The organism is Streptomyces sp. NPDC005494 (assembly GCF_042872025.1).
Taxonomy (GTDB): domain Bacteria; phylum Actinomycetota; class Actinomycetes; order Streptomycetales; family Streptomycetaceae; genus Streptomyces.
Window position 1 is genome coordinate 19608 of record NZ_JBIAJR010000010.1, and the last position, 24452, is coordinate 44059.

The window sequence follows — 24452 nt, forward strand, 5'->3', positions numbered from 1 at the left end:
CCTGCCCGTCCGGTCAGCTGCGGGCCGCGAACGCGGCGAAGGCCGACCAGGCGGTGGGAGCGACGGTGAAGGTGGGGCCCTCGGGGGCCTTGGAGTCGCGGACGTGGACGGCGGTGGGGTGCGTGGCGACTTCGAGGCACGCCCCGCCTTCGCTGCCGCTGTAGCTCGACTTGCGCCAGTCGTAGGCGACTTCCAAGCAAGCCCCGCCCTCGTCGCCGCTGTAGCTGGACTTGAACCACTCAAGTGCGGTGCTCATAGCTCTCCTAGCAGCCGGTCCAGCAGGCCTTTCGTGTCCTCGATGTTCAGAGCCTGCGTTCGCAGCATCGCATATTTCTGCGCCAGGATGCTGACCTCATCCGGGTCGGCCACGAGTTGGCTGCCACGCTGGGTTTCCGTGTAGCCGAGATGTTGGTAGTCCGGCGTCTCGAGCAGGATGAACGGGCCGTTCAGTCCGGCGTGTGTCCGTCGTCCGAGAGGCATGACTTGCAGCGTGATGCCAGGAAGGTCTGCGCATACGCGGAGGTGGTGGAGCGTTTCTGAGTACACATCGTCGCCGCCGAGGCGGTCTCGGAGGACGGCTTCCGAAACCACGAAACTTGTGGTGGGAGGTACAGGCCGACGCAAGATGACCTGGCGTGCCAGGCGCGCCGATACCTGCACGTCGATCTCTTCCGCGCTCAGTACCGGAACCTTGCTGCGGAACACGGCCCGCGCGTAGCTCTCCGTCTGGAGCAGCCCCGGCAGTACCTGGTTCTCGAACCAGGACAGCGCCAACGCTTCCCGCTCCAGATCCATGTACTGCTCCGCCCAAGCCGGGATCAGGTCCACCTCCGGCATGTTGTCCACGGCCGTCTCCAGCGCCCCCTTCGTGTCCAGCAGGGCGTCCAGGCGCCGGGCCAGGTCGGGGAGCAGCGCGCGGCGGCCCTGTTCGATGGAGGCGATCGTCTCCACCTGTACGGCTGCCCGGTCCGCGAGCTGGGCCTGGGTCAGCTCCGCCGTGACGCGGAACAGGCCGACCAGCTTGCCGACGAGCTTCATGGCGGACGCGTTCCTGCGCTGCCGGTTCCTGGGGTGCATACGGTGCGGCCTCCCCGCCCTGGTGCGTACTTCACACGTCGGCGACCCGTACAAGAGATCTGTACGTGCTCACCTACTGCTGAACAGTAGGCACAGAGAGTGACACTCGTCCCATGAACGAGACGATGCAACTCTCGCTGCTCCGTGAGTGCTTCTGCCGGCGTGAACGCCGCTCGGTCGCTGCGGTACGGGAGTTCACGCGCGAGGCCGTGACCGACTGGGGGTTCGGGGCGCGGCTCGACGACGTGCTGGTGTGCGTGAGTGAGCTGGCGACCAACGCGCTGCTGCACGGGGTGCCGCCGGGGCGCGGGTACCTGGTCCGGCTGAGGCTGGAGGCTGAGGGATGCGCGCTGTCCGTGGAGGTGCACGACAGCGGGGGCGGGGTGCCTGCGGTGCGGCGGCCGGACGGTGAGTCGGGGCGTGGGCTGCTGCTCGTCGACGCGCTCGCCGATCGGTGGGGCGTGGGAGAGCGGGACCCGGGGAAGCTCGTGTGGTGCGCGTTCACGAAGGCCTGACGGGGTCAGGACACCAGGCCGTGGCGGTAGGCGTAGACGACCGCTTGGACCCGGTCGCGCAGTCCGAGTTTGGTGAGGATGCGTGAGACGAAGGTCTTGACCGTCTCCCGGCTGATCACGAGGGACGCGGCGATCTCGTTGTTGGAGAGGCCGTCCGCGATGAGGCGCAGGACCTCCAGTTCGCGCGGTGTCAGGGGGATGTCGGGGCCCTTGCCGTCCGTGGGCCGGATCCGGGCGGCGTACCGGCCCACGAGCTGGCGTGTCACCTCGGGGTCCAGCAGCGCGGCGCCCGCTGCCACGGTCCGGATGCCGTGGAGCAGCCGGTCCGGCGGGGCGTCCTTGAGGAGGAATCCGCTCGCGCCGGCGCGCAGCGCCTCGTAGACGTACTCGTCCAGGTTGAACGTCGTCACCACGAGCACCTTGACGGGGTGGGGCACTCCGGCGCCGGCCAGCAGGCGGGTGGCCGCGATGCCGTCGAGCACCGGCATGCGGATGTCCATGACCACGACGTCCGGGCACAGTCTCTCCGCGAGGTCGACGGCGGTGCGCCCGTCCCCGCATTCTCCGGCGACCTCCAGGTCGGGCTGTGCGTCGATGATCGTCGCCAGCCCGGTGCGGATCAGTACCTGGTCGTCGCAGATCAGGACGCGGATCGGCTCGGTCACGAGGGGCTCCCGGCGGGTATGCGGGCCCGGACGAGGAAGCCGCCGTCCGGCTGCCGGCCCGCGCTGAAGTCGCCGCCCAGCACGCCGACGCGCTCGCGGAGACCGGCCAGGCCCCGCCCGCTTCCGCCGGTGGGCGCGGCCTTCGAGCTGGAGCCGTCCGTGCCGACCTCCACGGAGATCTCCTTCTCGCTGTGGCGCACCCTGACCGAAGTGGCGCTGCCATGAGCGTACTTGAGGGCGTTCGTCAGGGACTCCTGCACGACCCGGTAGGCGACCAGGTCGGCGCTGCCGGTCGACGCGGCGGGTGCGCCCTCCTCCGTGAACTGCACCGGCTGCCCCGCCCGCCGCGTCTGTTCGACGAGGCTGAGGAGCCCGCCGACGGGCGGCGGTGCGGCCTGGGTTCCGTGGTCGGGGTTGAGCAGGTCGAGCAGGTGCCGCAGGTCGGTGATGGCTCGCCGGCCAGTGTCGGTGACGGCCGTCAGGCTCTGGTCGAGGCGGTCGGGTGCGGCGGTGAGATAGCGCGCCGCCTCGGCCTGTACGACCATCGCCGTCACGTGGTGGGTCACGACGTCGTGGAGTTCGCGGGCGATGCGCGCCCGTTCGGCGGTGCGGGTGTCCTCGGCGACGCGGCGGCGGCGTTCGGCCTCCAGGGCCCGGGTGTTGCGCAGCCACACCCCGACGCCCCAGGCGAGTGCCACGGCCAGGTAGAACGTCACGAACTCGCTGGGCGGCTCCCCCGGGCCGAGCCGGTGGAGCGCGACCGCGAGCGGGACGTACGCGGCGGTGAAGACGATCGCGGCGGCCCGCCGGTGGTGTTCCACGAGTGACGCCACGCTGATCAGCGCGATGGGCAGCGCGGTGCCCGCGAGGGTGTGGTAGCCGCGGAGCTGGTCGAGGGCGAAGCCGAGCGACACCACGGCGAAGCAGATGACGGGCCATCGCCTGCGTCCGGCGAGCGGGAGGGACTGGAGGGCGATCGCCACGACGGCCAGGGTGTCGAAGGGGCGGTCCGGCAGACCGCCGAGCTCCGTACCGTTGTTGCGGAACCCCGGCAGGAACGACGCGGCGAGGAGCAGCAGTGCCAGCGGGGTGTACCAGAGTGCGGCGTCCGGCCGGCGCCACCGTTCCAGGATCCGCGGGAGTCCGGTCATCGGGGGAGTGTAGTGGCGGCGGCGGCCTTGTCGGCGCGGCTGCGGCGGGGCACCAGGTTGCCGCGCCGGTGGGCCAGCCACAGGAACGCGGCGGTGATCAGGGCTCCGAACACCACCGAGTACACGCTTCCTTCCGGGCCGAAGGCTCCGCCGGTGACCCATTCCGGGCCCGACGTGACGGTGTCCAGCAGTCCCTGCGGGGTGTCGTTTCCGGAGACCTCGGTGCTGAAGATGCCGGCCGCCGCGAAGTTCCAGCCGAAGTGCAGGCCGATCGGCAGCCACAGGGTGCGGGTCGCGGCGTAGGCGGCGGCGAGCATCCCGCCGGCCTCGATCGCGATGGCGACGGCGCCCCAGAGGTCGGCGTTCGGGTTCAGCAGGTGCGCGGCGCCGAACAGCACCGCGGTGAGGACCAGGGCTGTCCAGGTGCCGACGCGTTCCTCGATGATCCGGAACAGGACGCCACGGAACAGCACTTCCTCGGTCACGGCCGCGGCGGCCATGAAGCCGGCCAGCCCGACGGCGCCGGCGGGGGAGCCCAGTCCGTTGATCTCGTAGTGGGCGTTGACGTAGATGTTCGTGATGACGGCGCCGAACATGGCGAGGCCGATCAGCAGTCCCCGGCCGAACGCCGCTTCGGCACCCGTGCGGGCCACCTCGGTGGGCGGGCGGTGTTCCGTCCTGCGCACCACCCATCCGTAGACGAGCACGGCGGCCACGGAGGTCAGGAGGCCCAGGACGAGCTGGAGCCACGGGCTGTCCTCGACGGCGCCGACGGCCTGACCGCCGGTCATGGAGACGATCCCGACGGCCAGCAGTTGCCATACGAATCTCACGAGCACTCCTTCACCGGATCCGCGGCGGGGTGCCGCGGCGCCTCGAACGCTACGGATCCGGCGGTCCGCGATCGTCACCTCACGGTGGACACCTGCGCGTAGCTCGCGTGGGGGACAGGCATCCGGGAGTGATCAATTCGGTTGAGGGCGTTCCCGGCTGCGGGGAAGATCGGCCGCATGTTCTCGCGCAGGAATCGCCGCCCCACGTCCCCCGAACTGGTCGCTGCCCGGGAGTGCCTCGACCGAGGTGACGTCCCGGGCGCCTTGCGCGAGCTGAGGCAGGTTTCCTCGGCGCCGCTGGGGGAGGTCGCGGACGTGGTCGGACGGGCGGCCGGGGCGGCGGGGTTCGACGACCTGCGGAAGGCCGCGACGGCGCTGGCCGCACACCCCGACCGGGCGCGTCAGCTCTACGACTACGGATACGCGTGCGTGGAGCGCGGTGTCTCCTACCTGGCGATACCCGCGCTACGGGAGGCGCTGCGCCTGGCGCCGGGGTCCGCCGGCCTGCTGCGTGAACTGGCCTCGGCGTACGAGGACGAGGGCCGGCACCGGGACGCCGTCGACGCCCTGCTCGCACACGAGGACGGGCTCGCCGACTGGCCCGACCGCTATCTCCTGGTCTTCAACGCCGTCCTGGCCGGTGACCTGGAACTGGCCCGCCGTCAGCATGCCCGCCTGCCCGCTCCCGCCGACGACACCTGGCTCGGTGCGCGGGAGCGGCAGAACCGTGTGCTGGAGCGTTCCTCGGTCGTGGGGCGGGTGAGCCCGCTGGACCACTCCGATCTCCGCGGCTGGCAGTACGTCATGGGAGGCACCGTGCTCGGCACGCTGTCCCCGTTCGGCTTCGACGCGGGCATGGCGGGCCGGTACGCCTATCTCCAGGACTCCCACGAGCTCTGCCTGCACGGGCTGTTGCGGCTGAAGTCGGTGGTCGCCGCCGCCGGGGTGCGTCCTCGGTCGGTGTCCCTGCTGCCGGACCGTGGGAGCAGGATCCTGGGCCTTGCCGCCGCCGAGGTGCTGGGTCTTCCGGCGGAACCCTTCGAGGCCGGCCGGGAGAACACCGTCGTGATCGCCTACGACCTCGACGAGACGGCACGCGCCGACGGCGGGCCCGAGGCGATCGGGCAGCTCTTCGAACGCGCGCCGGGTCAGATCCTGCACGAGCACGCCTCCTGCTGGACCGACCCGCCCGCCGTCACCGCGGACAGCGTCACGCTGCTCCACCAGTCGGCCGTGGCGCCGTGGGGGGCCGGCCTTCGCCAGGGCGCCGACGGTGAGGTGGAGCGCGGGGAGCCGGACCGGCGGCCGGAGGCGGCGGTCGCCGCCGAGATCGTGGGAGCCGATCCGGCACCGGAGGCGGGGGACGGGGAAACGCCCGCCGACCCTGCCGAGAAGCTCACGGACTTCGTCTCCGCCGTGGCCGGTACCTGGCTCAGGGGTGACCGGGCCCGGCTGCGTTCCTCCGGACCGGTGACCAGCTCACGATTCCTCTGACGGACGCCGTGGGGGCCGGTCAGTCCCACCAGAACGTCCACACCTCCTGTCCCAGCAGGTGTGTCTCGGCGTAGACGCGCAGCCCGTGCGGCGGCTCACGGTCGATGTTGTCCGGGCAGAAGGCGAAGTGCTCGGCGGCCAGGGCGTAGGCCTCCGTCCCGGTGGTCGGCGGCCGTCCCACGGACACCTTCATGGTGTCGAAGCCGAGCGCGACGACCCTGATGTCGTACCGGTCCTCCCAGGAGCGCAGGACCGCGCAGAGCCGGGCCACGTCGTTCTCGTGGTTGAGCGGCCCCGACCAGCCGATCGACGCGGGGATGTTGGCGCTGCGCCGGGCGGGGACGAGCGCGGGCCGTGCGGTCTCCGCGATCATGTCGGCTATCGCGGCGGCCAGTTCGTCCGGGGTCTCGGAGGTGCTCCCGGCCGGGGCCGGGGCCAGTCCGGGCCACTCGGCGTGCTCGCTCCCCAACTCGTCGCAGGCGTAGGCCTCCCAGGCCTCGGCGAGTACGTCCTCGGCGTCGTGGTCACCTGGGTAGGTGGTGTCTGCGGGGCTGAGCTCCCAGTGCTGGGGGCCCTCGTCACGCGCGCCGCCTTCGAGCAGGACCGGGAGCAGGCCGAGCGGGCGGCCCGTGGCCCGCAGCCGGGACCAGTCGCCCGGCCGGGAGGGCTCGTCGGCGTACCAGAGGAGGGGTTCGTGCCACGGCCCGTCCGCCGTGGTGGTCAGGAGTGTGCCCGACGGGAGTTCGAGCCGGGGCAGCTGGTTCGGAAGGGAGGCCATGAAGACCAGCCTAGGATCCGGCACCGACAACGCGGGTCCGGCGGCGGTGCGTTGCCGCTCCCGCTCAAGGGGGCCGTTCCGCAGGTGCGGGCCCTCAGGCCTGCTCGGCGAGGCGCTTGAGGGTGACCAGGTCGGCTGCCACCGCGGCCTCGTCGCGCCGGAAGTCGTCGGCGCTCATGTCCGGCCGGCGGCGCAGGGTGAACACGACCTCGCACCCGTCTCCGTCGGCGATCACCCGCAGCGGGTTGTAGACGGTTTCGCCCGAAGGGAGGGTGACGTGGTGGTCGAGCACGCCGAGGTCGTTCCTGGGCGCGAAATCGACCACGACCCGCCCCATGGGCGAGTCGGCGATCCACCGTCCGTCGGTCTCCTCGATCGACTTCCCGAGACCCGCGGCCCATTCGGGCAGGTGGGACGGGTCCGAGGCGTAGGCGTAGACCTCCTCGGCGGGGCGCTCGATGTGGATGCTGATGTGGCGGGATTCGCCGGCGTAAGTGGTCATGGAGCTGACGCTACCGAGTCGCCGGTGCGCCGTCTTGGACGGATCGGACGCGGAGCCCGTGCGGCCCCTGTTCGTGGTCAGGGCCAGTCGACGAGTGCCATGAACGCGATGAACGAGACCACGACGACAGCGGGCGCGGCCACGGCCAGGAAGGCCCGTGTCGCGTTCTGCCGGCGTTGCCAGGGCACGGCCCAGCTCGCCACGAGGACGATCAGGGACAGCACGAGACCGGTGCTGAGCACGGTCCAGGCCGTGTTCCACGAGTCGGTGAAGCGGTCTGCCCGCGGACCGTTGCAGGAGTCACAGGCCATGGGGGACAGGCCCCCGTACAGCAGGGCGAGACCCGCCGCGGGCAGCGTGAGGAGGGTGGAGACCAGGGGCGCGACCCAGGCGTGCGGGGCGCGGGGGCTGAGCGGGGCGTTCGTCATGTGTACGAGTCAACTCGGGCGGACGGCGGCGCACATGAGCGGTCGTACTCAGTCCCGGCCCGGTTCCCCGCTGTCGTGGGGTGACCCGCCGCGTGTCCGGCAGACCGAAGGGCGGCGCACGGCCGGCTCGGTGCCGGTGTACGCCGCCCTGGGGGAGCGGGTGGGACGGTCGGGCGGGGGGTGGCCCGCGCGGTCATGCCGGTTACTTCGGATCGCTGTTGAACTGTGCCTTGGACCAGCGATGGCCGAGAAGGGTGAGGCCGAGGCACCAGACGAGGGCGATCCACCAGTTGTTGCCGATCTCCGTGCCGAGGAGCAGGCCGCGGAGGGTTTCGATGGCGGGGGTGAAGGGCTGGTACTCGGCGATCGGCTGGAACCAGCCCGGCATGGAGTCCAGCGGCACGAAGGCGCTGGAGATGAGGGGCAGCAGGATCAGCGGCATGGCGTTGTTGCTGGCGGCTTCGGCGTTGGGGCTGGCGAGGCCCATGCCGACCGCGATCCAGGTGAAGGCCAGCGCGAAGAGGGCGAGGAGGCCGAAGGCCGCCAGCCACTCCAGGACGCTGGCGTCGGTGGAGCGGAAGCCCATGGCGACACCGACGGCGCCGACGAGGACCACGCTGACGATCGTCTGCAGCACGCTGCCGACGACGTGTCCGAAGAGGATGGAGCTCCGGTGGATGGCCATGGTGCGGAAGCGGGCGATGATGCCTTCGCTCATGTCGGTGGAGACCGAGACGGCGGTGCCGATCGTCGTGGAGCCGATGGTCATCAGCAGGATGCCGGGGACGATGTAGGCGACGTACTCGTCGCGGCCCGCGCCGCCGCTCATGGTGTCGCCGAAGATGTAGACGAAGAGCAGCAGGAGCATGACGGGGGTGAGCAGCAGGTTCAGGGTGAGGGAGGGGTAGCGCCGGGCGTGCAGGAGGTTACGGCGCAGCATGGTGGTGGAGTCGCGGACGGCGAGGGTGAGGTTGCTCATCGGGCTGTCTCCTTGGACTGGGCGGGGACGGTGGTGGAGCCGGTGAGGGCGAAGAAGACGTCGTCGAGGTCGGGGGTGTGGACGGTGAGTTCGTCGGCCTCGATGGCGGCGGTGTCGAGGCGGTCGAGGATGGTGCGCAGGTCGCGCTGGCTTCCGTCGCTGAGGATCTGGAGCGAGAGGGCTTCGTCGTCCTGGGTGGCGTCGTGCAGGGCGTGTGCCGCGGTGCGGTAGGCGGTGGGGTCGGTGAAGCGCAGGCGTACGTGGCCGCCGGGGATGAGGCGCTTGAGTTCGTCGGCGGTGCCTTCGGCGGCGATCCTGCCGTCGTTGAGTACGGCGATGCGGTCGGCGAGTTCGTCGGCCTCTTCGAGGTACTGGGTGGTGAGGAAGACGGTGACGCCGCCGGCGACGAGTTCGCGGATGATCTTCCACATGGTGTGGCGCGAGCGGGGGTCGAGGCCGGTGGTGGGCTCGTCGAGGAAGATGATCCTCGGGTCGCCGACCAGGGTCATGGCGATGTCCAGGCGGCGCTTCATGCCGCCGGAGTAGGTGGAGGCGGGCTTCTTCGCGGCCTCGGTGAGGTCGAAGCGCTCCAGCAGCTCCGCGGTGACCCGACGGCCCTCCGTTTTGGAGAGGTGGTGCAGGTCGGCCATGAGGAGCATGTTCTCCTCACCGGTGATCAGCCCGTCCACGGCGGAGAACTGCCCGGTGACACCGATCGCGGCACGCACCGCCTGGGGTTCGGTGGCGAGGTCGTGGCCGGCGACACGGATGTCGCCGGAACCGGGGTCCGGGGTGATGAGGGTGGAGAGCAGTTTGACGGCGGTGGTCTTTCCGGCGCCGTTGGGGCCGAGCAGGGAGAAGACCGTTCCCTGCGGGACCGTCAGATCGATGCCGTCCAGGACGGTCCTGCCGTCGTAGGACTTGCGCAGCCCGTTCGCCGCGATGGCCGGGTTCGTCATGCCGGGTGCTCCTTCGGATGTCGTGGTCAGAGGCTGCGGGCGGTGATGTCGCCCTGGGAGGTGGTCGCCTTGATGGTCAGACCGGGTGCGCCGCCGGTGTTCTTCAGCGCGTTGTCGATCCGGCCGTAGGCGGTGCCGGCGTCCAGGGACGCGGAGACCTCGCGGGCGGCGCCGACGGTGATGTCGCCCTGCTGGGTGGTCAGGGTGAGGTGTCCGCGCACCGCCTCGACGACGTGCACGTCGCCTCGCTGGGTGCTGATCTCGCCGGGGCCGTTCAGCCGGCCGACGGTGATGTGGGCGTCGAGGCCGGTGAGGCGGGCGCTCGCGGCCTCGTCCACCTTGACCGAGCCGTGGCCGCCGTCGAAGTCGACGTCACCGAGGCGTCCCACACCACGGAACTCGGCGGCGTCTGCCTTCGCCTCGACCCGCGAGCCGGCGGGCAGCTGGACGGTGACCTCCACGGAGCCGGAGTTGCCGAGGATCCGGTTCTTCGCCGCCGGTGCCTGGATGCGCAGGACGCCGTCCCTGTAGGTGACTTCGGTCTGTTCGGCCGCCTTCACGTCGCGGCTCTTGGAGGGGTCGGCGGGGCGGACCTCGACGGTGGTGTCGGTGCGGTCCGCGGCGATGACCTGGAGTCGCCCTGCGGGGATGCCGAGGTGGGCGGAGACGGGGGCGGGGGTGTCGAACTTCTGCATCGTGCGCTCCTTGTTTCCTTGCTTCCTTGTTTCTGATGATGGAAACGCTACGTTGCGTTCGAGGAACCGGCAACAAGCTTGCTGTGTCAAATCCCTGTAATTGCAGGCAGTAGCCCGGTTTTCGTTGCAATGCTTGCGCGGTCAATGCAACGGGAGGCTCCGGGGTCGTTGCAATGAATGGTGAGTGAACGCTATGCGGCGGACATGACGGACCCCCGCACGGCACGTCGCCGCCCTCGACGTCGGTACGGATGACGTCGAGGGCGGCGAAGGCGGCTGCCGTCAGGGACGGGGGGCGGGGAGAACGCGACCGGGCCCGGCACCCGTCCAGGGGTGCCGGGCCCGGTACGCGGGCGGGGCTCAGTACATGAGCGCGTCGTCCATCTCGGTCTGCCAGTACGTGACGGCCAGGGTGCTGTCGACGTACACGGGCTTGCTGAGCGGCACGTTCGCCGAGCGGCCGACGGAGCCGGAGCCCGAGGCGCCCTGGAAGCTGACCGTCAGGTCCTTGGTGGAGTAGCCGCCGGTGCCGCTCCCGTCGGCGGAGGAGGTCCTGACGCCGGCGTAGGCGGACTCGCCGGGGCTGAGTGTGACCACGGCCTGCGGCTTGCTCTCCTCGAACGCCTGCGGGGCGGACTGGGCCTCACCGAACCGCAGGAACGGGTAGTAGTAGGCGTTGCAGGCCTTCGAGCCGGTGTTGGTGACCGTGAGCAGCATGTGGTTGACGGGCCGCGGCACGGCGGTGATGGTCACCTTGGAGTTCCGCCCGTCACACGCGAGGGTGACGGGGGCGGTGTCACCGTTGCCCTGCGGCTGCTTCGCGCCGGACTGCCCGCCGGTGGAACCGGAATCCTTGGCGGTACCCGAACCGGAATCGGCTGCGCCCGATCCTCCGGCCGTCGCCTTGCCCGTCCCCGTGGTCGTGCCCCGGTCCGTACCGGTGTCCGAGCCCTTGTCCGACACCGGGGCCGCGGAGGCGCCGTCGGCAGGCTGCTGGGACGACGTGCCGGCGGCGTCGTCGGCGGGGGCGGGGCTGTCGCTCTGGCAGGCGGTGAGGGACAGGGCGGCGACGAGGGCGGCGGCGCCCAGGACGGAGGTGCGGGCGGCGCGGCGGAAGCGGATGGTGCGCATGAGTGGTTCTCCCCGTTCGTTGGTGAGGTCTGCCCGGGGCGCCGTTTGGCGCCTTGAGGTGCGGGCGGGTGTACTGGGTGGTGACGCGTGATCAGAGGCGTTACAGGAGTGAGATGACGACCGCGATGCAGGCGATCAGGACTCCGGTGGCGACCGCGTCGGTCAGGCTGAGTTCAGGTCGAGTACGCACGGCGGCTCCCGGGACGGGTGAGGGTGGGATGTGCTGGTCGCGGGGAACGCCGCGGTGTGTCCACATCTTGTCCAGGCTCGGATTTCCGCCGCAACGGTTGGCGGGCCATGCGGGACGCTGGAACGTTCGCACACACTCTGACCTGCGCGAACAGCACTTCCCTGGGACGCCGTTCCGGGAAGGAACAGAAGGGGAACGGTCGGGGTGGACACAGAGATCCAGGACTTCGCGGCGCTCTTGAGGGGGTTGAAGGAGCGGTCGGGACTCAGCTACGGGGCCTTGGCCCAGAAGCTGCACATGAGTACGTCGACCGTGCACCGCTACTGCAACGGCGACGCCGTTCCCCACGAGTACGCGCCCGTCGAGCGGTTCGCGCGGGCGTGCCGGGCCTCGTCCGAGGAACTGGTCGCCCTGCACCGGAAGTGGATCCTGGCCGACGAGGCCAAGCGGCGGGGCGCGCGGAAGCCGGCGCCGGCTCCGGCCGCCGTTCCCGAGGCCGGAACCGGGGAGCCCGGCGCCGGGGAACCCAGGGTCGAGGACGCCGTCGCCGAGGGCGCCCCGGCCGGGGGATCCACGGCCGGGGAAGCGAAGCCCGAGGCCCGAACGGAAGCTGTTCCTCAGCCGGAAACGGAATCCCCCGCGCAGGACGTGACGCCCGAGGCTCCCCGCCCCGGCGACCGTACGCCCGAGCGGCGGCGGCCCACACGGCGGCTGCGTGTGCTGCTCACCGCGGTGGCCGTCGTGGCGCTCACCGTGCCCGCCGCTTTCGCCGTCCGCAGCCTCACGGGTGACGAGCCGTCCGACGACGGGCGTACGCAGGCGGAGCCCAGCCTCGCGCAGGTCGTGCCCTCCGGCCGTGTCAGCGGCAGCGCCAAGCCGGGCAAGGGGGCGGGCACGTCGGCGAAGCCCGGCGAGGACGCCACCCCGGCCGGCGGGCGCAGCTCGTCCGCGGCCCCTCCGGCGGCCTCCGGCGCCCCGGACGAGAGCGGCGGCGTACCCGTGAACGCCACGATCAGCTCGTACAACTGGGAGTCACCCTGCGGGCAGTACTACCTCCTCGACCAGGAGCCCGATGACGTGCCGCCGAACCCCCCGCCCCAGGACTCCCGCAGCTGGGCGCGGGCTCTCGGAGGTGTGGACGGCGGCGACATGAAGCTCGAACTCACGCTCCAGGGGACGTCGGGGGAGGCGGTCGTGCTGAACGCCCTGCACGTGCGGGTGCTGGGGCGCGAGGCGGCGCTCCCCTGGAACGCGTACTCCATGGGGAACGGCTGCGGGGGCGGCATCACACCACAGACGTTCGACATCGACCTGGACGACAGCCGGCCCCGGTCCGCCCCCGTCGCCGGGGAGGACGCGGGCAAGGTCGTCCCCGCGAAGGACTTCCCCTACCGGGTGAGTTCCACGGACGTCGAGGTGTTCCACCTCGACGCCCATGTGGAGGGGCACGACGTGACCTGGTACCTGGAGCTGGACTGGACCAGCGGCGGCCGGAGCGGGACCCTGCGGATCGACGACCGGGGCGAGCCGTTCCGTACGAGCGCCCTCGCGGCCCGGCCGCACTTCTCCTACCGCGCGGACACGGACCAGTGGGTCCCGGAGGAGGAGTACTGAGGGTGGTGCCGGGGCGGGCGTCGCGCGCCCCGGCACCCCTGCCTCCGCTCGTCCCGTCACGGGTCAGCGGCGCAGGGACGTCTCCTGCCGCATGTGGGAGAGCTTGTGGGGGTTGCGCACGGCGTAGAGCCCCGTGATGAGGCCGTCGTCGATGCGCACCGCCACGACGGTGTCGAGTTCGCCCCCGAGCCGGACGACCAGGGCCGGGGCGGCGTTGACGTGAGCGGGCCGCAACGTCGGTCCGGAGGTCCTTCCCAGTCCGGCGATCAGCAGCCTGGCGACCTTGTCGGCTCCCACGATCGGCCGCAGGACGGCCTGCTTGACCCCGCCCCCGTCACCCAGGAGGACGACGTCCGGCGCGAGGACGTCGAGCAGGGTCTGCAGATCGCCCGTCTCCACCGCGCCCCGGAACGCGTCGAGCGCCTCGCGGGTCTCGTCCGGGGAGACGCTCCCGCGCGGCCGTCGCGCCGCGACGTGGGCGCGTGCCCGGTGGGCGATCTGCCGGACCGCTGCCGGGCTCTTGTCGACGGCCTCGGCGATCTCCTCGTAGTCGAGGGCGAACACCTCGCGCAGCACGAACACCGCACGCTCACTGGGGGCGAGGGTCTCCATCACCAGCAGCATCGCCATCGAGACGCTGTCCGCCAGTTCGACGTCCTCGGCCACGTCGGGCGTGGTGAGCAGCGGCTCGGGGAGCCAGGTGCCGACGTAGGACTCCTTGCGGCGGCCGAGCGTGCGCAGCCGGGTCAGGGCCTGCCGCGTGGTGATCCGGACCAGGTAGGCGCGCCGGTCCCGTACCGCGTCGAGATCGACGTCCGCCCACCGCAGCCAGGTCTCCTGCAGGACGTCCTCCGCGTCCGCGGCCGAGCCGAGCATCTCGTAGGCGACGGTGAAGAGCAGGTTGCGATGGGTCACGAACGTCTCGGTGGCGGGATCGGCACGCCCGGCCTCGACAGGACGTCCGGACGGGTTCTCCGCGTGCGCTGGTCCGCTCTGCTCGCTCTTCACGCGCTGCTCCTGCCTGTTGGCTCCCGACGGTGTCACGCGCACAAGACGCCGGACCCCGCCTTTCTGTGACACCCGCCGACGGTGGCGTACGTCACGTCGGCGTCCTGTCACACGCGGCGGGTGGCCGGCATCTCGTGTTCGTCCGGTGCGACGGAGGCACCGATCCGGCAGAGGCACCACGAGTGAGGACGACATCATGAGTGACGCACGGTTCGACATCTTCGGGAACGACCTCGGCTCCAGGTTCGCCAAGCGGTTCGCGGGCGCCGGCCTGGTGATCCAGCAGTCGGCACTGCCGAAGTCCACACAGGAGCTGGTGTCGCTGCGCGCCAGCCAGATCAACGGCTGCGGGCACTGCATCGACATGCACGTCAAGGAGGCTGCGGCCGCGGGCGAGAGCGCGGTACGGCTCCACCTCGTGGCCGCCTGGCGGGAGTCCACCGTGTTCACCGAGGCCGAGCAGGCCGCGCTGGCACTCGCCGAGGAGGGCACCCGGCTCGCCGACGCCCACCAGGGGGTGTCCGACGAGACCTGGGCCCTGGTGCGCAAGCACTACGACGACGACCAGATCGCCGCGCTGGTCTCGCTGGTCGCCCTGATCAACGCCGCCAACCGGCTCGCCGTCATCCTGCACCAGCGGGGAGGCTCCTACGAGCCCGGCATGTTCGCCGCCGCCTTCGACTGAGCCACCGCCTGGGGGCGGGTACGAGATCGCCCGTGCGGGACCATGTCCCGCACGGGCGATCCGTGCTGTCCGGGGCCCGGCGCCGTGCGGCGCCGGACGCAGGGTCAGAGGCGCTCGGGCGTCCTGATGCCGAGCAGCTTCATGCCCTGGTGCAGGGTCCGGGCGGTGAGCTCGACGAGGAACAGCCGGTTCTCGACGACCTCGGGCGGGTTCTCCTCGCTCAGGACCTGGCACTGGTCGTAGAACGTGGTGAGGTGCGAGGCCAGCTGGTACAGATACGCGGCCAGCTTGTGCGGCTCGTAACCCTCGGCGACCTCCTCCAGGACGGCGCCGAACTGGTCCAGGTGCAGGCCGAGCGCGCGCTCGGCCCGGGCCAGCTCCAGCTCCGGGTGCGCGGCCGGCTTCGCGTCGCCCGCCTTGCGCAGGATGGAGCGGATCCGGGCGTAGGCGTACTGGAGGTACACCGAGGTGTCGCCGTTCAGCGACACCATCTGGTCCAGGTCGAACTTGTAGTCCCGTACGGCGGAGGTCGACAGGTCCGCGTACTTCACGGCGCCGACGCCGACGTACCGGCCGTTCTCGATGATCTCGTCCTCGGACAGGCCCACCTTCTCGGCCTTCTCCCGGACCACGGCGGTGGCCCGCTCGACGGCCTCGTCCAGCAGGTCCTCCAGCCGGACGGTCGTGCCCTCACGGGTCTTGAACGGCTTGCCGTCCTTGCCGAGGACGGTGCCGAAGGCCAGCTGGTGCGCCTTGACGTCCTCGTTCAGCCAGCCGGCGCGGCGGGCCGTCTCGAAGACCATCTTGAAGTGCAGGGACTGCCGGGCGTCGACGACGTAGACCAGGGAGTCTGCCTTGAGGTTCTGCACCCGGTCGCGGATCGCGGAGAGGTCGGTGGCGGCGTAGCCGTAGCCGCCGTTGGTCTTCTTGACGATCAGCGGGACCGGGTTGCCGTCCGGGCCCTTCACGTCGTCGAAGAACACGCACAGGGCGCCCTCGGAGCGGACGGCGACGCCCGTCTCCTCCAGGATCCGGCAGGTCTCCTCGAGCATGTCGTTGTAGCCGGACTCACCGACGATGTCGGGGTCGGCGATCTCCATGTCGAGCTTGTTGAAGACGGAGTAGAAGTAGATCTTCGACTCGTCGACGAAGCGCTGCCAGTGCGCCAGCGTCTCCGGGTCTCCGGCCTGGAGGGCCACCACCCGGTCGCGCGAGCGGGCCTTGAACTCCTCGTCGGAGTCGAAGAGGACCCTCGACGCCTTGTAGACACGGTTCAGCGAGGACATCGCCGCTTCGCCGTCGGCCTTGTCGTCCGCGTGCGTCAGCTCGTCCGGGTGCTCGAAGAGGTACTGGATGAGCATGCCGAACTGGGTGCCCCAGTCGCCGATGTGGTGGCGCCGGACGACGTTCTCGCCGGTGAACTCCAGGATCTGGACCATGGCGTCGCCGATGACCGCCGACCGCAGGTGGCCGACGTGCATCTCCTTGGCCACGTTCGGCTGTGCGTAGTCGATCACGGTCGTGCCGGGATCGGCCTTCGGCGGGACGCCGAGCCGGTCACCGTCGGCGGCGCGCGCGGCGAGCGTGCGGATGATCGCCCCGTCGGTGAGCGTGACGTTCAGGAAGCCGGGGCCGGACACCTCGATGTCCTTGATCAGCTCGCCCGCCGGAAGGGCCGCGGTGACCTCGGCGGCCAGCTCGCGCGGGTTGCCCTTGAGCTTCTTGGCGAGCGCCAGGATGCCGTTGGCCTGGAAGTCGGCCCGGTCGCTTCGGCGCAGCAGCGGGTCCGCGGTGCCGGCTTCCGGCAGTGCTGCCGTCAGGGCGTCCGCGAGCTGCTGCTGGAGCGTGGAAGCGAGGGAGGGGACCGAAGCCATGAGCCGGCTGCCGTTTCGGTAGAGGACAAGGGATCACCCCAGTATCCCACGGGGCGTAAAGCCGTTTTCGCGCTGCGGTCGGTACCTGGGAGAATGGGGGTGCCCTTCGTGGGCGTCCCCTACGAGTCCTACACGAGAGAAGGACGTGCCGACCGTGGCTTCGAGTCAGAGCAGCACCGAGACCGACTGGGTCTCCCGCTTCGCGGACGATGTCATCGCCGAATCGGAGCGACGTGCGCCTGGCAAACCGGTCGTCGTCGCCTCCGGCCTCTCCCCTTCGGGCCCGATCCACCTGGGCAACCTCCGCGAGGTCATGACCCCGCACCTGGTCGCCGACGAGATCCGCCGCCGCGGGCACACCGTGCGCCACCTGATCTCGTGGGACGACTACGACCGCTACCGCAAGGTGCCGAACGGCGTCGAGGGCGTCGACGACTCCTGGCAGGCCCACATCGGCAAGCCGCTGACGTCGGTGCCCGCCCCGGCCGGGTCGGCGTACCCGAACTGGGCCGAGCACTTCAAGGCCGCCATGACCGAGGCGCTGGACGAGCTGGGCGTCGAGTACGACGGGATCAGCCAGACCGAGCAGTACCTCGCGGGCACCTACCGCGAGCAGATCCTGCACGCGATGAGGCACCGCGCCGACATCGACGCGGTCCTGGACCGCTACCGGACCAAGAAGGACGGCGCGGCGGGCGGCAAGAAGCCGCAGCAGAAGAAGGTCGACGAGGCCGAGCTGGAGGCCGCCGAGGGCTCCGGCGCGGCGAGCGAGGACGACGGCAGCTCCAACGCGGCCGGCTACTTCCCGTACAAGCCGTACTGCGGCAACTGCGAGAAGGACCTCACCGTCGTCACCTCCTACGACGACGACACGACCGAGCTGAACTACACCTGCTCGGCCTGCGGCTTCGCCGAGACGGTCCGGCTGAACGAGTTCAACCGCGGCAAGCTGGTCTGGAAGGTCGACTGGCCGATGCGCTGGGCCTACGAGGGCGTGATCTTCGAGCCCAGCGGCGTGGACCACTCCTCGCCGGGCTCCTCGTTCGTCGTCGGCGGCCAGATCGTGCGCGAGGTCTTCGACGGCGTCCAGCCGATCGGCCCGATGTACGCGTTCGTCGGGATCTCCGGCATGGCGAAGATGTCCTCCAGCAAGGGCGGCGTGCCGACCCCGGCCGACGCGCTGAAGATCATGGAGGCGCCGCTGCTGCGCTGGCTGTACGCCCGCCGCAAGCCGAACCAGTCGTTCAAGATCGCGTTCGACCAGGAGATCCAGCGCCTGTACGACGAGTGGGACTCGCTGGCCCGCAAGGTGGCCGACGGCACGGTGCTCCCCGCCGACGCCGCCGCCTACTCCCGGGCCGTCGGCACGGCCGCGGGGGAGCTGCCCCGCACCGCCCGCCCGCTGCCGTACCGCACGCTGGCCTCGGTCGCCGACATCACGGCGGGCGCCGAGGACCAGACGCTGCGCATCCTCAGCGAGCTCGACCCGGAGAACCCGCTGACCTCGCTCGACGAGGCGAGGCCCCGGCTCGACCGTGCCGAGAACTGGATCACCACCCAGGTCCCGGCCGAGGCCCGCACCGTCGTCCGTGACGAGCCCGACAAGGAGCTCCTGGGCTCCCTGGACGAGCAGGGCCGTGAGTCGCTGCGGCTGCTGCTCGAAGGACTCGACTCGCACTGGTCGCTGGACGGGCTGACGACGCTCGTCTACGGCGTTCCGAAGGTGCTGGAGGGCCTGGAGCCCGACGCCAAGCCCACGCCCGAACTGAAGGTCGCCCAGCGCTCCTTCTTCGCGCTGCTGTACCGGCTGCTCGTCGGCCGGGACACCGGGCCGCGCCTGCCCACGCTGCTGCTCGCGGTCGGGGCGGACCGGGTGCGGACGCTGCTCGGGGCGTGACGACACCGCGGAGGTGAGAACGGGCGGGCCGCTCAGCGGCCCGCCCGTTCTCTTCTGCCCGCTTCCGCGGCTACGCGATGTGGTCCGCGGCCATCTCGTTGTCGAAGCGCTGCTTGAAGCCCGGCAGCAGCCTGCGGAGCAGGGCGGCGCTGCGCGGGTGGCGGACGTTGTGGCCGTCCGACAGGTGTATGTCGAGCACCTCGGCGCTCGGGTAGTCCTGGTGCTGGTGCGTGTACGCGGTGAACACCTCGTACGCGATCTCGCTGAACTCGACCTCGGCCTCGGCCCATTCGGCCGGGTCGTCCTGCTGGACCTGGTCCTGCTGCTCCGGGTCCTGCTCCTCGGGTGCCTGCCGCGCGAGCTGGTGGCCGGGCTCGGGTTCCGCGGCGCGGGGGTGCGGGAACGCGCCGATGGTGCCCACGTTGCCGAGCGGACGGGTCCGGCCGCCCGGACCGGAGGGGACCATCACCGGAGTGGGCTCCAGGCCCTCGACGTACGTCGGGTTGTACGCGCTCTCGTACGCGTCCTCCGGCACCTGCGGCGCCGCGAACCACGGGCTGTCGTGCGAGCCGGGGCCCTCCTGCGGGTACTGCTGCTGCGGCTGGGCCTGCTGGTGCGCCGGGTCCTCGTGCTGTGCCTCCCGCTGTTCCTTCCGGGGCCCCTGTGCCTGCGGTGCGTACGGGAGCTGGGGCTGCTGCTCGGCTTCCACCGCGACCGGGGCCGGGGGCAGCAGGGCCGGTTCGATGCCCGCGGCGGCGAGGCCCGCCGGGGCGGTCTCGGCGAGCGGGACGCCGTACTTCGCCAGGCGCAGCGGCATCATCGACTCGACGGGTGCCTTGCGGCGCCAGTTGCGGCCGAAGCGGGCCTGGAGGCGGGCCTGGTAGATCAGCCGGTCCTGTTCGAGCTTGATGACCTGTTCGTAGCTGCGCAGCTCCCACAGCTTCATCCGGCGCCACAGCTTGAAGGTGGGGACGGGGGAGAGCAGCCAGCGGGTGAGGCGGACGCCCTCCATGTGCTTGTCCGCCGTGATGTCCGCGATCCGGCCGACCGCGTGCCGCGCCGCTTCGACGGCGACGACGAACAGGATCGGGATCACCGCGTGCATGCCGGTGCCCAGCGGGTCCGGCCAGGCGGCGGCGCCGTTGAAGGCGATCGTCGCCGCGGTCAGGAGCCATGCCGTCTGGCGCAGCAGGGGGAACGGGATGCGCATCCACGTCAGCAGCAGGTCCAGTGCCAGCAGGACGCAGATGCCCGCGTCGATGCCGATCGGGAAGACGAGCGAGAACTGGCCGAAGCCCTTCTCCTCCGCGAGTTCACGGACGGCTGCGTACGAGCCCGCGAAACCGATCGCGGCGATGAGCACGGCGCCGGCGACGACGACCCCGATGAGTACGCGGTGCGTGCGTGTCAGCTGCATTGCGGCCACCCGCGATCCCCTCCCGACTTGAACGAACCGGGTCCGCTTTCGGTATCCGGCGCGGGCACAGCCTGGCACATGCCGGCCGGTCGTGTTGCGCGGGGAGGGGGCGAAGCCCGGTACTCACGGGAGCACCGGGCCACGTAAGGAGCCCTCTGGTCAGGGGAGTTCGTGCCCCTGCCGGGCGCCGGTCACGACTTGGCGGTCGCCTTCGACGTCGTCTTCGCGGGGGCCTTCGCGGTCGTCTTCGCGGTCGCCTTCGACGTCGCCTTCGCGGAGGACGAGGCCTTGGCGGAAGCGGAGGGCTTGGCGGAGGACGAGGCCTTGGCGGACGGGGAGGCCGCGGGCTTCTCGACCGCGGCGACGGCCTCGGTGGCGGCCTTCCGGGCGCCCTTGAGGATGTCGGCGGCGGTCGGCGTCTTGGCGCCCGCGAACCCGGCGCCGTTGTAGGTGACGCTGACGACGACGTTTCCGGTGCGGGCCACGACCGTCGCGTACTCGAAGTCTTCCTTCGACTTGGTCAGGCTGTACGTGACCGCGGTGGCCTGCTCACCGATGTCCTCGGCGGGCTTGGCCGAGGCCTTCTTCGCGCCCTCCGTCGCCTGCGCCTTGGAGACCTGCTTGGTGTACTCCTCCGTGGCGCGCTTCGCGCCGCTGCCCAGGGACTGGTCGGAGTCGAAGCGCGTGAAGCCGACGTCGAGCCAGCGGTACTGCGAGCCCTTGACGCCGTTGTCGTCCAGGCCGTTCCAGGAGCAGCCGCCGCGGGTGGCGGCGTCGCTGGACTTGCCCGGGGTGCCGCTCTTGGTCTTGGTCTTGGGGACCAGGTCCTCGATCGTCTTCTTGCCGATCGACGCGCAGGCGTCGGGCAGGGTCGAGAACTTGGCGGGCTCGACGGCCGGCTCCGTCTTCTTCGCGCTGGGCGAGGCCGAGGAGCTCGACTCCTTCGCGTCGCCGGAGTCCGACGAGCAGCCGGCGACGACGAGCATCACCGGAACGGCGGCGCAGGCGAGTATGCGGGACAGTCGCGGGGCTGATCGGTGCATGGTTCCTTCACTCGGACGGCACGGCGGTCACGGTCGTGCGGGCGGTCGGGCTGTACGGAGGCCGGTCTTCGCGGCGGTCGGTCGTCGGTCGCCACGGCGGGCGATTGTCCTGGCGGTCGGTCGTCCTGGCGGTCGGTCGGCATGGCGGTCGGGGGCCACGGTACGACGGACCGCGACCGGATGCCGCCCCCGCCCGGAGGTCACGGGGCGTGCGGGAGAGCACGGCGGGCGACCTCCGGAGGCAGGTCAGTCGCTGAGGGTCTCGTCCAGTTTCCGGGCCAGGGCCTGGGCCTTCTCCTGCAGTTCCCGGCTGTCGGGCACCCCGGTGACGTCGGCGGGCTGCTCGGTGTACTGGACGGTCACGATGACGTTCGATGTGCGGAACACCACGCTCACGGTGCGGTGCTGCGCGGTGGAACCCGCCCGGGTGAGCACATCGTCCAGGAACGCGGCGTCCCCGAGCTCGTCGAGCAGACGCGGCCGGAGATCCTCGTCGGGGTCCACCCCGGTGGTGCCGGGGGACGGTTCGCCGGAGGGGGACGTGGAGGACGAGCCGCCCGGGGAGCCGGAGGGAGTGGTGCCGGGGGAGCCCGAGGCCGATTTCGCGGGCTTCTCGCTGGGGGTGGCGCCGTTCGGCGCCGGAAGGGCCGCGGCGTCCTGCTTCTTCCCGTACACCTCGCGGGCGCGGTCGTCGTCGCTCACGGCCGGGTCGTACGACACGACGCGTTCGAAATCGATGGAGAGGTTCCGGGAGGCGTCGGGGGCGTCCGACTTCCAGCGGCAGCCGACCTTGCGGTCGGTGTCGTAGGTCACGGTGGCCGTGCCCTCGTACACCTTCTCCTGCTGCTGCTCCGAGAGGCCGGCGGCGCCCGGGAGCAGGTCCTGCAGGGTGGAACGCGGTACGGCACGGCAGGATTCGGGCAGCGTCCGGTACTTGCCGGGAGGCGCGGCCGTCACCGTCGGGCTGCCGGGCTTGCTGTCGGCGTCGGAATCGTCGGCGTCGGAGCCGGCGCTGCAGCCGGCGACGAGCGCTGCGAGGAGCGCGACGCCGGGTACGTACGCCATGTGTCGCACGGTCCCAGGCTCCCTTCGGTACGAAAACGGGTTGCCGCTCGTCGGCGGCCGATGGACACAATGTGTATCGCACGCGCCGCTGTGAATGCCGGTCGGCCAACCGCTATGCCGACCTTTGGCACCGGTTTTGCGCTATCAGTCTTTTTCGGGGGAATCGAGGGGTCATGTCGTATGTAGAGGTACCGGGTGCGAAGGTTCCCATCCGCATGTGGGCGGACCCGGCGTCGGTCGAGGACGTCGCGATGCAGCAGCTGCGGAACGTGTCCACGCTGCCCTGGATCAAGGGCCTCGCCGTCATGCCGGACGTCCACTTCGGCAAGGGGGCGACGGTCGGTTCCGTGATCGCGATGCACGGTGCGGTCTGTCCGGCCGCGGTCGGCGTGGACATCGGCTGCGGCATGTCCGCGGTGAAGACGTCGCTCACCGCCAACGACCTGCCGGGAGACCTTTCGCGGCTCCGGTCGAAGATCGAGCAGGCGATTCCCGTGGGCCGTGGGATGCACGACCACATGGTCGAGCCCGGCAAGCTGCACGGCTTCCCGACGGCGGGCTGGGACGACTTCTGGTCGCGTTTCGACGGGATCGCCGACTCCGTCAAATTCCGGCAGGACCGTGCCACGAAGCAGATGGGCACGCTCGGCTCGGGTAACCACATGATCGAGTTCTGTCTCGATGAGGCTGGAGTCGTCTGGTTGATGCTGCACTCCGGCTCCCGGAACATCGGCAAGGAGCTGGCCGAGCATCACATTGGTATTGCCCAAGGGCTGGCGCACAACCAGGGCCTGGTCGATCGGGATCTGGCGGTCTTCATTTCAGATACTCCGCAGATGACCGACTACCGAAACGACCTCTACTGGGCCCAGGAGTACGCCAAGTACAACCGCGCGATCATGATGGCGCTCTTCAAGGACGTGGTTCGCAAGGAGTTCAAGAAGGCGAAGCCGGTCTTCGAGCGCGAGATCTCCTGCCACCACAACTACGTCGCGGAAGAGCGGTACGAGGGCATGGACCTGCTTGTCACCCGCAAGGGCGCGATCCGCGCGGGCACGGGCGAGTACGGAATCATCCCCGGCTCCATGGGGACGAGCTCCTACATCGTGAAGGGCCTCGGCAACGAGAAGGCGTTCAACTCCGCTGCCCACGGAGCCGGGCGGAGGATGAGCCGGAACGCGGCCAAGCGCCGTTTCACGACGCGTGACCTGGAGGAGCAGACACGGGGAGTGGAGTGCCGCAAGGACTCCGGAGTCCTGGACGAGATCCCGGCCGCTTACAAGCCGATCGAGCAGGTCATCGACCAGCAGCGTGACCTCGTCGAGGTGGTCGCGAAGATCAAGCAGGTCGTGTGCGTGAAGGGCTGAGGAGGGCAGGGGGCCGGCCTACCGTGCGGCGCCACCTGCCCCGGCCGCTGGTTCAAAGGCTGTTCGGGTTGTGCGGAGAGAATTCGACCTGGCCGGTTTTCAGCCGCCAGAGACGTATCGAGCAACTGGCCTCGCTGCGGCCCAGTTCGATGGCTGAGGCGGAGACGTCGCCGAGACTCAGCAAAATGCGGTCCTCCCACGGCTTCCAGCGGCGGCTCGGTGGCCGCACACGCATTGCTGCGGGGCGCTCCCACGAGCGCAGGGTCTCGGCTGCAGCCTGTTTGCGTGCGAGAGAGAGGCAGCCCGGGTAATAGAGATGGCCAGCCAGATCCACAGCGGCTTCTTTCGTGTAGAGGACGTTGTAGATCTTGTCCCGCGCATTACGGCCGATCTCGCGGCGGGCCCCCGTGATCTTCTTGGCGAACCGGCACAAGTACGCTCCGACGGCAGCGCTGGCCGTGGTCAGCGAGATGAACGGCAGATCCTGACTCGTGCGGCCGATGGAGCCATCGGCGTCGATGACCCCGCGCAGATAGTCGCGGCGGGAGAACTCCACTCTTGGCGGAGCGATTCGCTTCGACTTCCTCCCGTAGGGGAGGCCCAGCTCGTTGATCTTGTTCCTGGCTTCCAGGGCGCAGAGGGACCAGGTTGCCGAGTGGTGGTTCTCCGAGAAATTCGTGGTTCGGACGCGTTCGGTGATGCTGCTGCTGTACGGGGTCAGGCGCTGGAACTCGTGGAGGATCGCGATGTCCCGCACGTTGATCTCAACGGTCAGGCGTCCCTTCCGCCCGGTTCCCGCAGCGAGATGGCCGTCGGCCTGCAGGAAGCCGAACATGTAGGCATAACGGGGATCCTCGAGGTCCATGAACGACGTACCGGCCGACAGGAGACCGTCGACTTCGGTAGGGCCGGGGGCAATAGGGTCGTGTTCAGCCACGGGGAGGCCCTACTTCCTTGGTGGTGAAGTCCTCGGTCAGGAGTGCAATCCGGGCCGAGGGCCGTTCTGTGTGCTGTTGTGAGCGACCATAGGCAGGGCTTCCGTCGTCTGGTGCGTGAGATGCCGCGATCACCCGTACGAGTTTCGG

General features: G+C 70.5%; 24 protein-coding genes. 6 read left to right on the forward strand and 18 right to left on the reverse strand.

Features of this window, described 5'->3' with window-relative positions:
* Positions 1–13: 13 nt before the first annotated feature.
* Positions 14–256 (reverse strand): DUF397 domain-containing protein, encoded by a 243-nt coding sequence (locus ACFYQ6_RS26410; protein ID WP_388765221.1) that lies wholly within the window; start codon positions 254–256, stop codon positions 14–16.
* Positions 253–1077, reverse strand: a complete 825-nt coding sequence (locus ACFYQ6_RS26415) for a helix-turn-helix transcriptional regulator (protein ID WP_361586457.1) — start codon at positions 1075–1077, stop codon at positions 253–255. The genes ACFYQ6_RS26410 and ACFYQ6_RS26415 overlap by 4 nt, the downstream gene beginning before the upstream one ends.
* 113 nt (positions 1078–1190) lie before the next feature.
* Here ACFYQ6_RS26415 and ACFYQ6_RS26420 point away from each other — a divergent pair, with 113 nt between their 5' ends.
* The gene (locus tag ACFYQ6_RS26420) at positions 1191–1592 is read left to right on the forward strand and encodes an ATP-binding protein (protein ID WP_388765223.1); all 402 of its coding nucleotides are present in this window, start codon (positions 1191–1193) and stop codon (positions 1590–1592) included.
* Positions 1593–1597: 5 nt separating this feature from the next.
* On the opposite strand, the gene ACFYQ6_RS26425 is transcribed toward ACFYQ6_RS26420, so the two are convergent.
* From ACFYQ6_RS26425 to ACFYQ6_RS26435, 3 genes are read right to left on the reverse strand one after another with little or no spacing between them, the layout of a single operon-like run.
* Positions 1598–2257: a response regulator gene (locus ACFYQ6_RS26425; protein WP_388765226.1), complete on the reverse strand. Its 660-nt coding sequence runs from the start codon at positions 2255–2257 to the stop codon at positions 1598–1600.
* Complete coding sequence (locus tag ACFYQ6_RS26430; RefSeq protein ID WP_388765228.1) at positions 2254–3408, reverse strand: sensor histidine kinase; 1155 nt, start codon at positions 3406–3408, stop codon at positions 2254–2256. Before ACFYQ6_RS26430 ends, ACFYQ6_RS26425 begins: the two co-directional genes overlap by 4 nt.
* On the reverse strand, positions 3405–4241 hold the full coding sequence (locus ACFYQ6_RS26435) for a CPBP family intramembrane glutamic endopeptidase (RefSeq protein ID WP_388765230.1): 837 nt from the start codon (positions 4239–4241) through the stop codon (positions 3405–3407). Before ACFYQ6_RS26435 ends, ACFYQ6_RS26430 begins: the two co-directional genes overlap by 4 nt.
* Before the next feature lie 177 nt (positions 4242–4418).
* Between ACFYQ6_RS26435 and ACFYQ6_RS26440 the strand changes: the two genes are divergently transcribed.
* Positions 4419–5735 (forward strand): hypothetical protein, encoded by a 1317-nt coding sequence (locus tag ACFYQ6_RS26440; RefSeq protein ID WP_388765232.1) that lies wholly within the window; start codon positions 4419–4421, stop codon positions 5733–5735.
* A 19-nt stretch (positions 5736–5754) separates the two neighbouring features.
* Here ACFYQ6_RS26440 and ACFYQ6_RS26445 read toward each other — a convergent pair whose 3' ends face one another.
* From ACFYQ6_RS26445 to ACFYQ6_RS26475, 7 genes are all read right to left on the reverse strand, one after another.
* Positions 5755–6513 (reverse strand): DUF4253 domain-containing protein, encoded by a 759-nt coding sequence (locus ACFYQ6_RS26445; RefSeq protein WP_388765234.1) that lies wholly within the window; start codon positions 6511–6513, stop codon positions 5755–5757.
* A 94-nt stretch (positions 6514–6607) separates the two neighbouring features.
* Positions 6608–7015 carry an SRPBCC family protein gene (locus ACFYQ6_RS26450; protein ID WP_388765236.1) on the reverse strand — a complete coding sequence of 136 codons (408 nt, stop codon included), beginning with the start codon at positions 7013–7015 and terminating at the stop codon, positions 6608–6610.
* A gap of 77 nt (positions 7016–7092) precedes the next feature.
* The gene (locus ACFYQ6_RS26455) at positions 7093–7443 is read right to left on the reverse strand and encodes a hypothetical protein (protein WP_388765238.1); all 351 of its coding nucleotides are present in this window, start codon (positions 7441–7443) and stop codon (positions 7093–7095) included.
* A gap of 202 nt (positions 7444–7645) precedes the next feature.
* Positions 7646–8422, reverse strand: a complete 777-nt coding sequence (locus tag ACFYQ6_RS26460) for an ABC transporter permease (protein WP_388765240.1) — start codon at positions 8420–8422, stop codon at positions 7646–7648.
* Positions 8419–9381 carry an ATP-binding cassette domain-containing protein gene (locus ACFYQ6_RS26465; RefSeq protein WP_388765242.1) on the reverse strand — a complete coding sequence of 321 codons (963 nt, stop codon included), beginning with the start codon at positions 9379–9381 and terminating at the stop codon, positions 8419–8421. Before ACFYQ6_RS26465 ends, ACFYQ6_RS26460 begins: the two co-directional genes overlap by 4 nt.
* 26 nt (positions 9382–9407) lie before the next feature.
* On the reverse strand, positions 9408–10076 hold the full coding sequence (locus ACFYQ6_RS26470; RefSeq protein WP_361575753.1) for a DUF4097 family beta strand repeat-containing protein: 669 nt from the start codon (positions 10074–10076) through the stop codon (positions 9408–9410).
* 360 nt (positions 10077–10436) lie between these two features.
* On the reverse strand, positions 10437–11207 hold the full coding sequence (locus ACFYQ6_RS26475; protein WP_361575750.1) for a DUF4232 domain-containing protein: 771 nt from the start codon (positions 11205–11207) through the stop codon (positions 10437–10439).
* Between the two features lie 394 nt (positions 11208–11601).
* Here ACFYQ6_RS26475 and ACFYQ6_RS26480 point away from each other — a divergent pair, with 394 nt between their 5' ends.
* Positions 11602–13011 carry a helix-turn-helix domain-containing protein gene (locus ACFYQ6_RS26480; RefSeq protein WP_361575747.1) on the forward strand — a complete coding sequence of 470 codons (1410 nt, stop codon included), beginning with the start codon at positions 11602–11604 and terminating at the stop codon, positions 13009–13011.
* 63 nt (positions 13012–13074) lie between these two features.
* Here ACFYQ6_RS26480 and ACFYQ6_RS26485 read toward each other — a convergent pair whose 3' ends face one another.
* On the reverse strand, positions 13075–14019 hold the full coding sequence (locus ACFYQ6_RS26485) for an RNA polymerase sigma-70 factor (protein WP_361575744.1): 945 nt from the start codon (positions 14017–14019) through the stop codon (positions 13075–13077).
* A gap of 196 nt (positions 14020–14215) precedes the next feature.
* Between ACFYQ6_RS26485 and ACFYQ6_RS26490 the strand changes: the two genes are divergently transcribed.
* On the forward strand, positions 14216–14704 hold the full coding sequence (locus tag ACFYQ6_RS26490; RefSeq protein WP_361575741.1) for a carboxymuconolactone decarboxylase family protein: 489 nt from the start codon (positions 14216–14218) through the stop codon (positions 14702–14704).
* A gap of 104 nt (positions 14705–14808) precedes the next feature.
* On the opposite strand, the gene argS is transcribed toward ACFYQ6_RS26490, so the two are convergent.
* Positions 14809–16578, reverse strand: coding sequence for an arginine--tRNA ligase (argS, locus tag ACFYQ6_RS26495; protein WP_388765246.1), 1770 nt, complete (start codon positions 16576–16578; stop codon positions 14809–14811).
* 145 nt (positions 16579–16723) lie between these two features.
* On the opposite strand from argS, the gene lysS reads away from it, so the two are divergent.
* Entirely contained in the window at positions 16724–18475 is a 1752-nt protein-coding gene (gene lysS, locus ACFYQ6_RS26500) for a lysine--tRNA ligase (RefSeq protein ID WP_388765248.1), read from the forward strand.
* A gap of 70 nt (positions 18476–18545) precedes the next feature.
* Here the strand turns inward: lysS and ACFYQ6_RS26505 are convergent, their stop codons facing one another.
* The 3 genes from ACFYQ6_RS26505 to ACFYQ6_RS26515 form a co-directional block, all read right to left on the reverse strand.
* On the reverse strand, positions 18546–19901 hold the full coding sequence (locus tag ACFYQ6_RS26505; RefSeq protein ID WP_361575733.1) for a DUF2637 domain-containing protein: 1356 nt from the start codon (positions 19899–19901) through the stop codon (positions 18546–18548).
* Positions 19902–20083: 182 nt separating this feature from the next.
* The gene (locus ACFYQ6_RS26510) at positions 20084–20935 is read right to left on the reverse strand and encodes a DUF3558 domain-containing protein (RefSeq protein WP_361575730.1); all 852 of its coding nucleotides are present in this window, start codon (positions 20933–20935) and stop codon (positions 20084–20086) included.
* 246 nt (positions 20936–21181) lie between these two features.
* A complete protein-coding gene (locus tag ACFYQ6_RS26515) occupies positions 21182–22000 on the reverse strand; it encodes a DUF3558 domain-containing protein (protein WP_361575727.1) in 819 nt (272 codons plus the stop codon).
* A 173-nt stretch (positions 22001–22173) separates the two neighbouring features.
* Between ACFYQ6_RS26515 and ACFYQ6_RS26520 the strand changes: the two genes are divergently transcribed.
* A complete protein-coding gene (locus tag ACFYQ6_RS26520) occupies positions 22174–23367 on the forward strand; it encodes an RtcB family protein (protein WP_361575724.1) in 1194 nt (397 codons plus the stop codon).
* Between the two features lie 52 nt (positions 23368–23419).
* On the opposite strand, the gene ACFYQ6_RS26525 is transcribed toward ACFYQ6_RS26520, so the two are convergent.
* A complete protein-coding gene (locus tag ACFYQ6_RS26525) occupies positions 23420–24304 on the reverse strand; it encodes a hypothetical protein (RefSeq protein ID WP_361575721.1) in 885 nt (294 codons plus the stop codon).
* Between the last annotated feature and the right edge of the window lie 148 nt (positions 24305–24452).

Coding starts and splice junctions, on each gene's coding strand:
- ACFYQ6_RS26410 (WP_388765221.1), bottom strand. CDS start 256: ATGAGCACCGCACTTGAGTGGTTCAAGTCCAGCTACAGCGGCGACGAG.
- ACFYQ6_RS26415 (WP_361586457.1), bottom strand. CDS start 1,077: ATGCACCCCAGGAACCGGCAGCGCAGGAACGCGTCCGCCATGAAGCTC.
- ACFYQ6_RS26420 (WP_388765223.1), top strand. CDS start 1,191: ATGAACGAGACGATGCAACTCTCGCTGCTCCGTGAGTGCTTCTGCCGG.
- ACFYQ6_RS26430 (WP_388765228.1), bottom strand. CDS start 3,408: ATGACCGGACTCCCGCGGATCCTGGAACGGTGGCGCCGGCCGGACGCC.
- ACFYQ6_RS26440 (WP_388765232.1), top strand. CDS start 4,419: ATGTTCTCGCGCAGGAATCGCCGCCCCACGTCCCCCGAACTGGTCGCT.
- ACFYQ6_RS26445 (WP_388765234.1), bottom strand. CDS start 6,513: ATGGCCTCCCTTCCGAACCAGCTGCCCCGGCTCGAACTCCCGTCGGGC.
- ACFYQ6_RS26450 (WP_388765236.1), bottom strand. CDS start 7,015: ATGACCACTTACGCCGGCGAATCCCGCCACATCAGCATCCACATCGAG.
- ACFYQ6_RS26455 (WP_388765238.1), bottom strand. CDS start 7,443: ATGACGAACGCCCCGCTCAGCCCCCGCGCCCCGCACGCCTGGGTCGCG.
- ACFYQ6_RS26460 (WP_388765240.1), bottom strand. CDS start 8,422: ATGAGCAACCTCACCCTCGCCGTCCGCGACTCCACCACCATGCTGCGC.
- ACFYQ6_RS26465 (WP_388765242.1), bottom strand. CDS start 9,381: ATGACGAACCCGGCCATCGCGGCGAACGGGCTGCGCAAGTCCTACGAC.
- ACFYQ6_RS26470 (WP_361575753.1), bottom strand. CDS start 10,076: ATGCAGAAGTTCGACACCCCCGCCCCCGTCTCCGCCCACCTCGGCATC.
- ACFYQ6_RS26475 (WP_361575750.1), bottom strand. CDS start 11,207: ATGCGCACCATCCGCTTCCGCCGCGCCGCCCGCACCTCCGTCCTGGGC.
- ACFYQ6_RS26490 (WP_361575741.1), top strand. CDS start 14,216: ATGAGTGACGCACGGTTCGACATCTTCGGGAACGACCTCGGCTCCAGG.
- argS (WP_388765246.1), bottom strand. CDS start 16,578: ATGGCTTCGGTCCCCTCCCTCGCTTCCACGCTCCAGCAGCAGCTCGCG.
- ACFYQ6_RS26510 (WP_361575730.1), bottom strand. CDS start 20,935: ATGCACCGATCAGCCCCGCGACTGTCCCGCATACTCGCCTGCGCCGCC.
- ACFYQ6_RS26515 (WP_361575727.1), bottom strand. CDS start 22,000: ATGGCGTACGTACCCGGCGTCGCGCTCCTCGCAGCGCTCGTCGCCGGC.
- ACFYQ6_RS26520 (WP_361575724.1), top strand. CDS start 22,174: ATGTCGTATGTAGAGGTACCGGGTGCGAAGGTTCCCATCCGCATGTGG.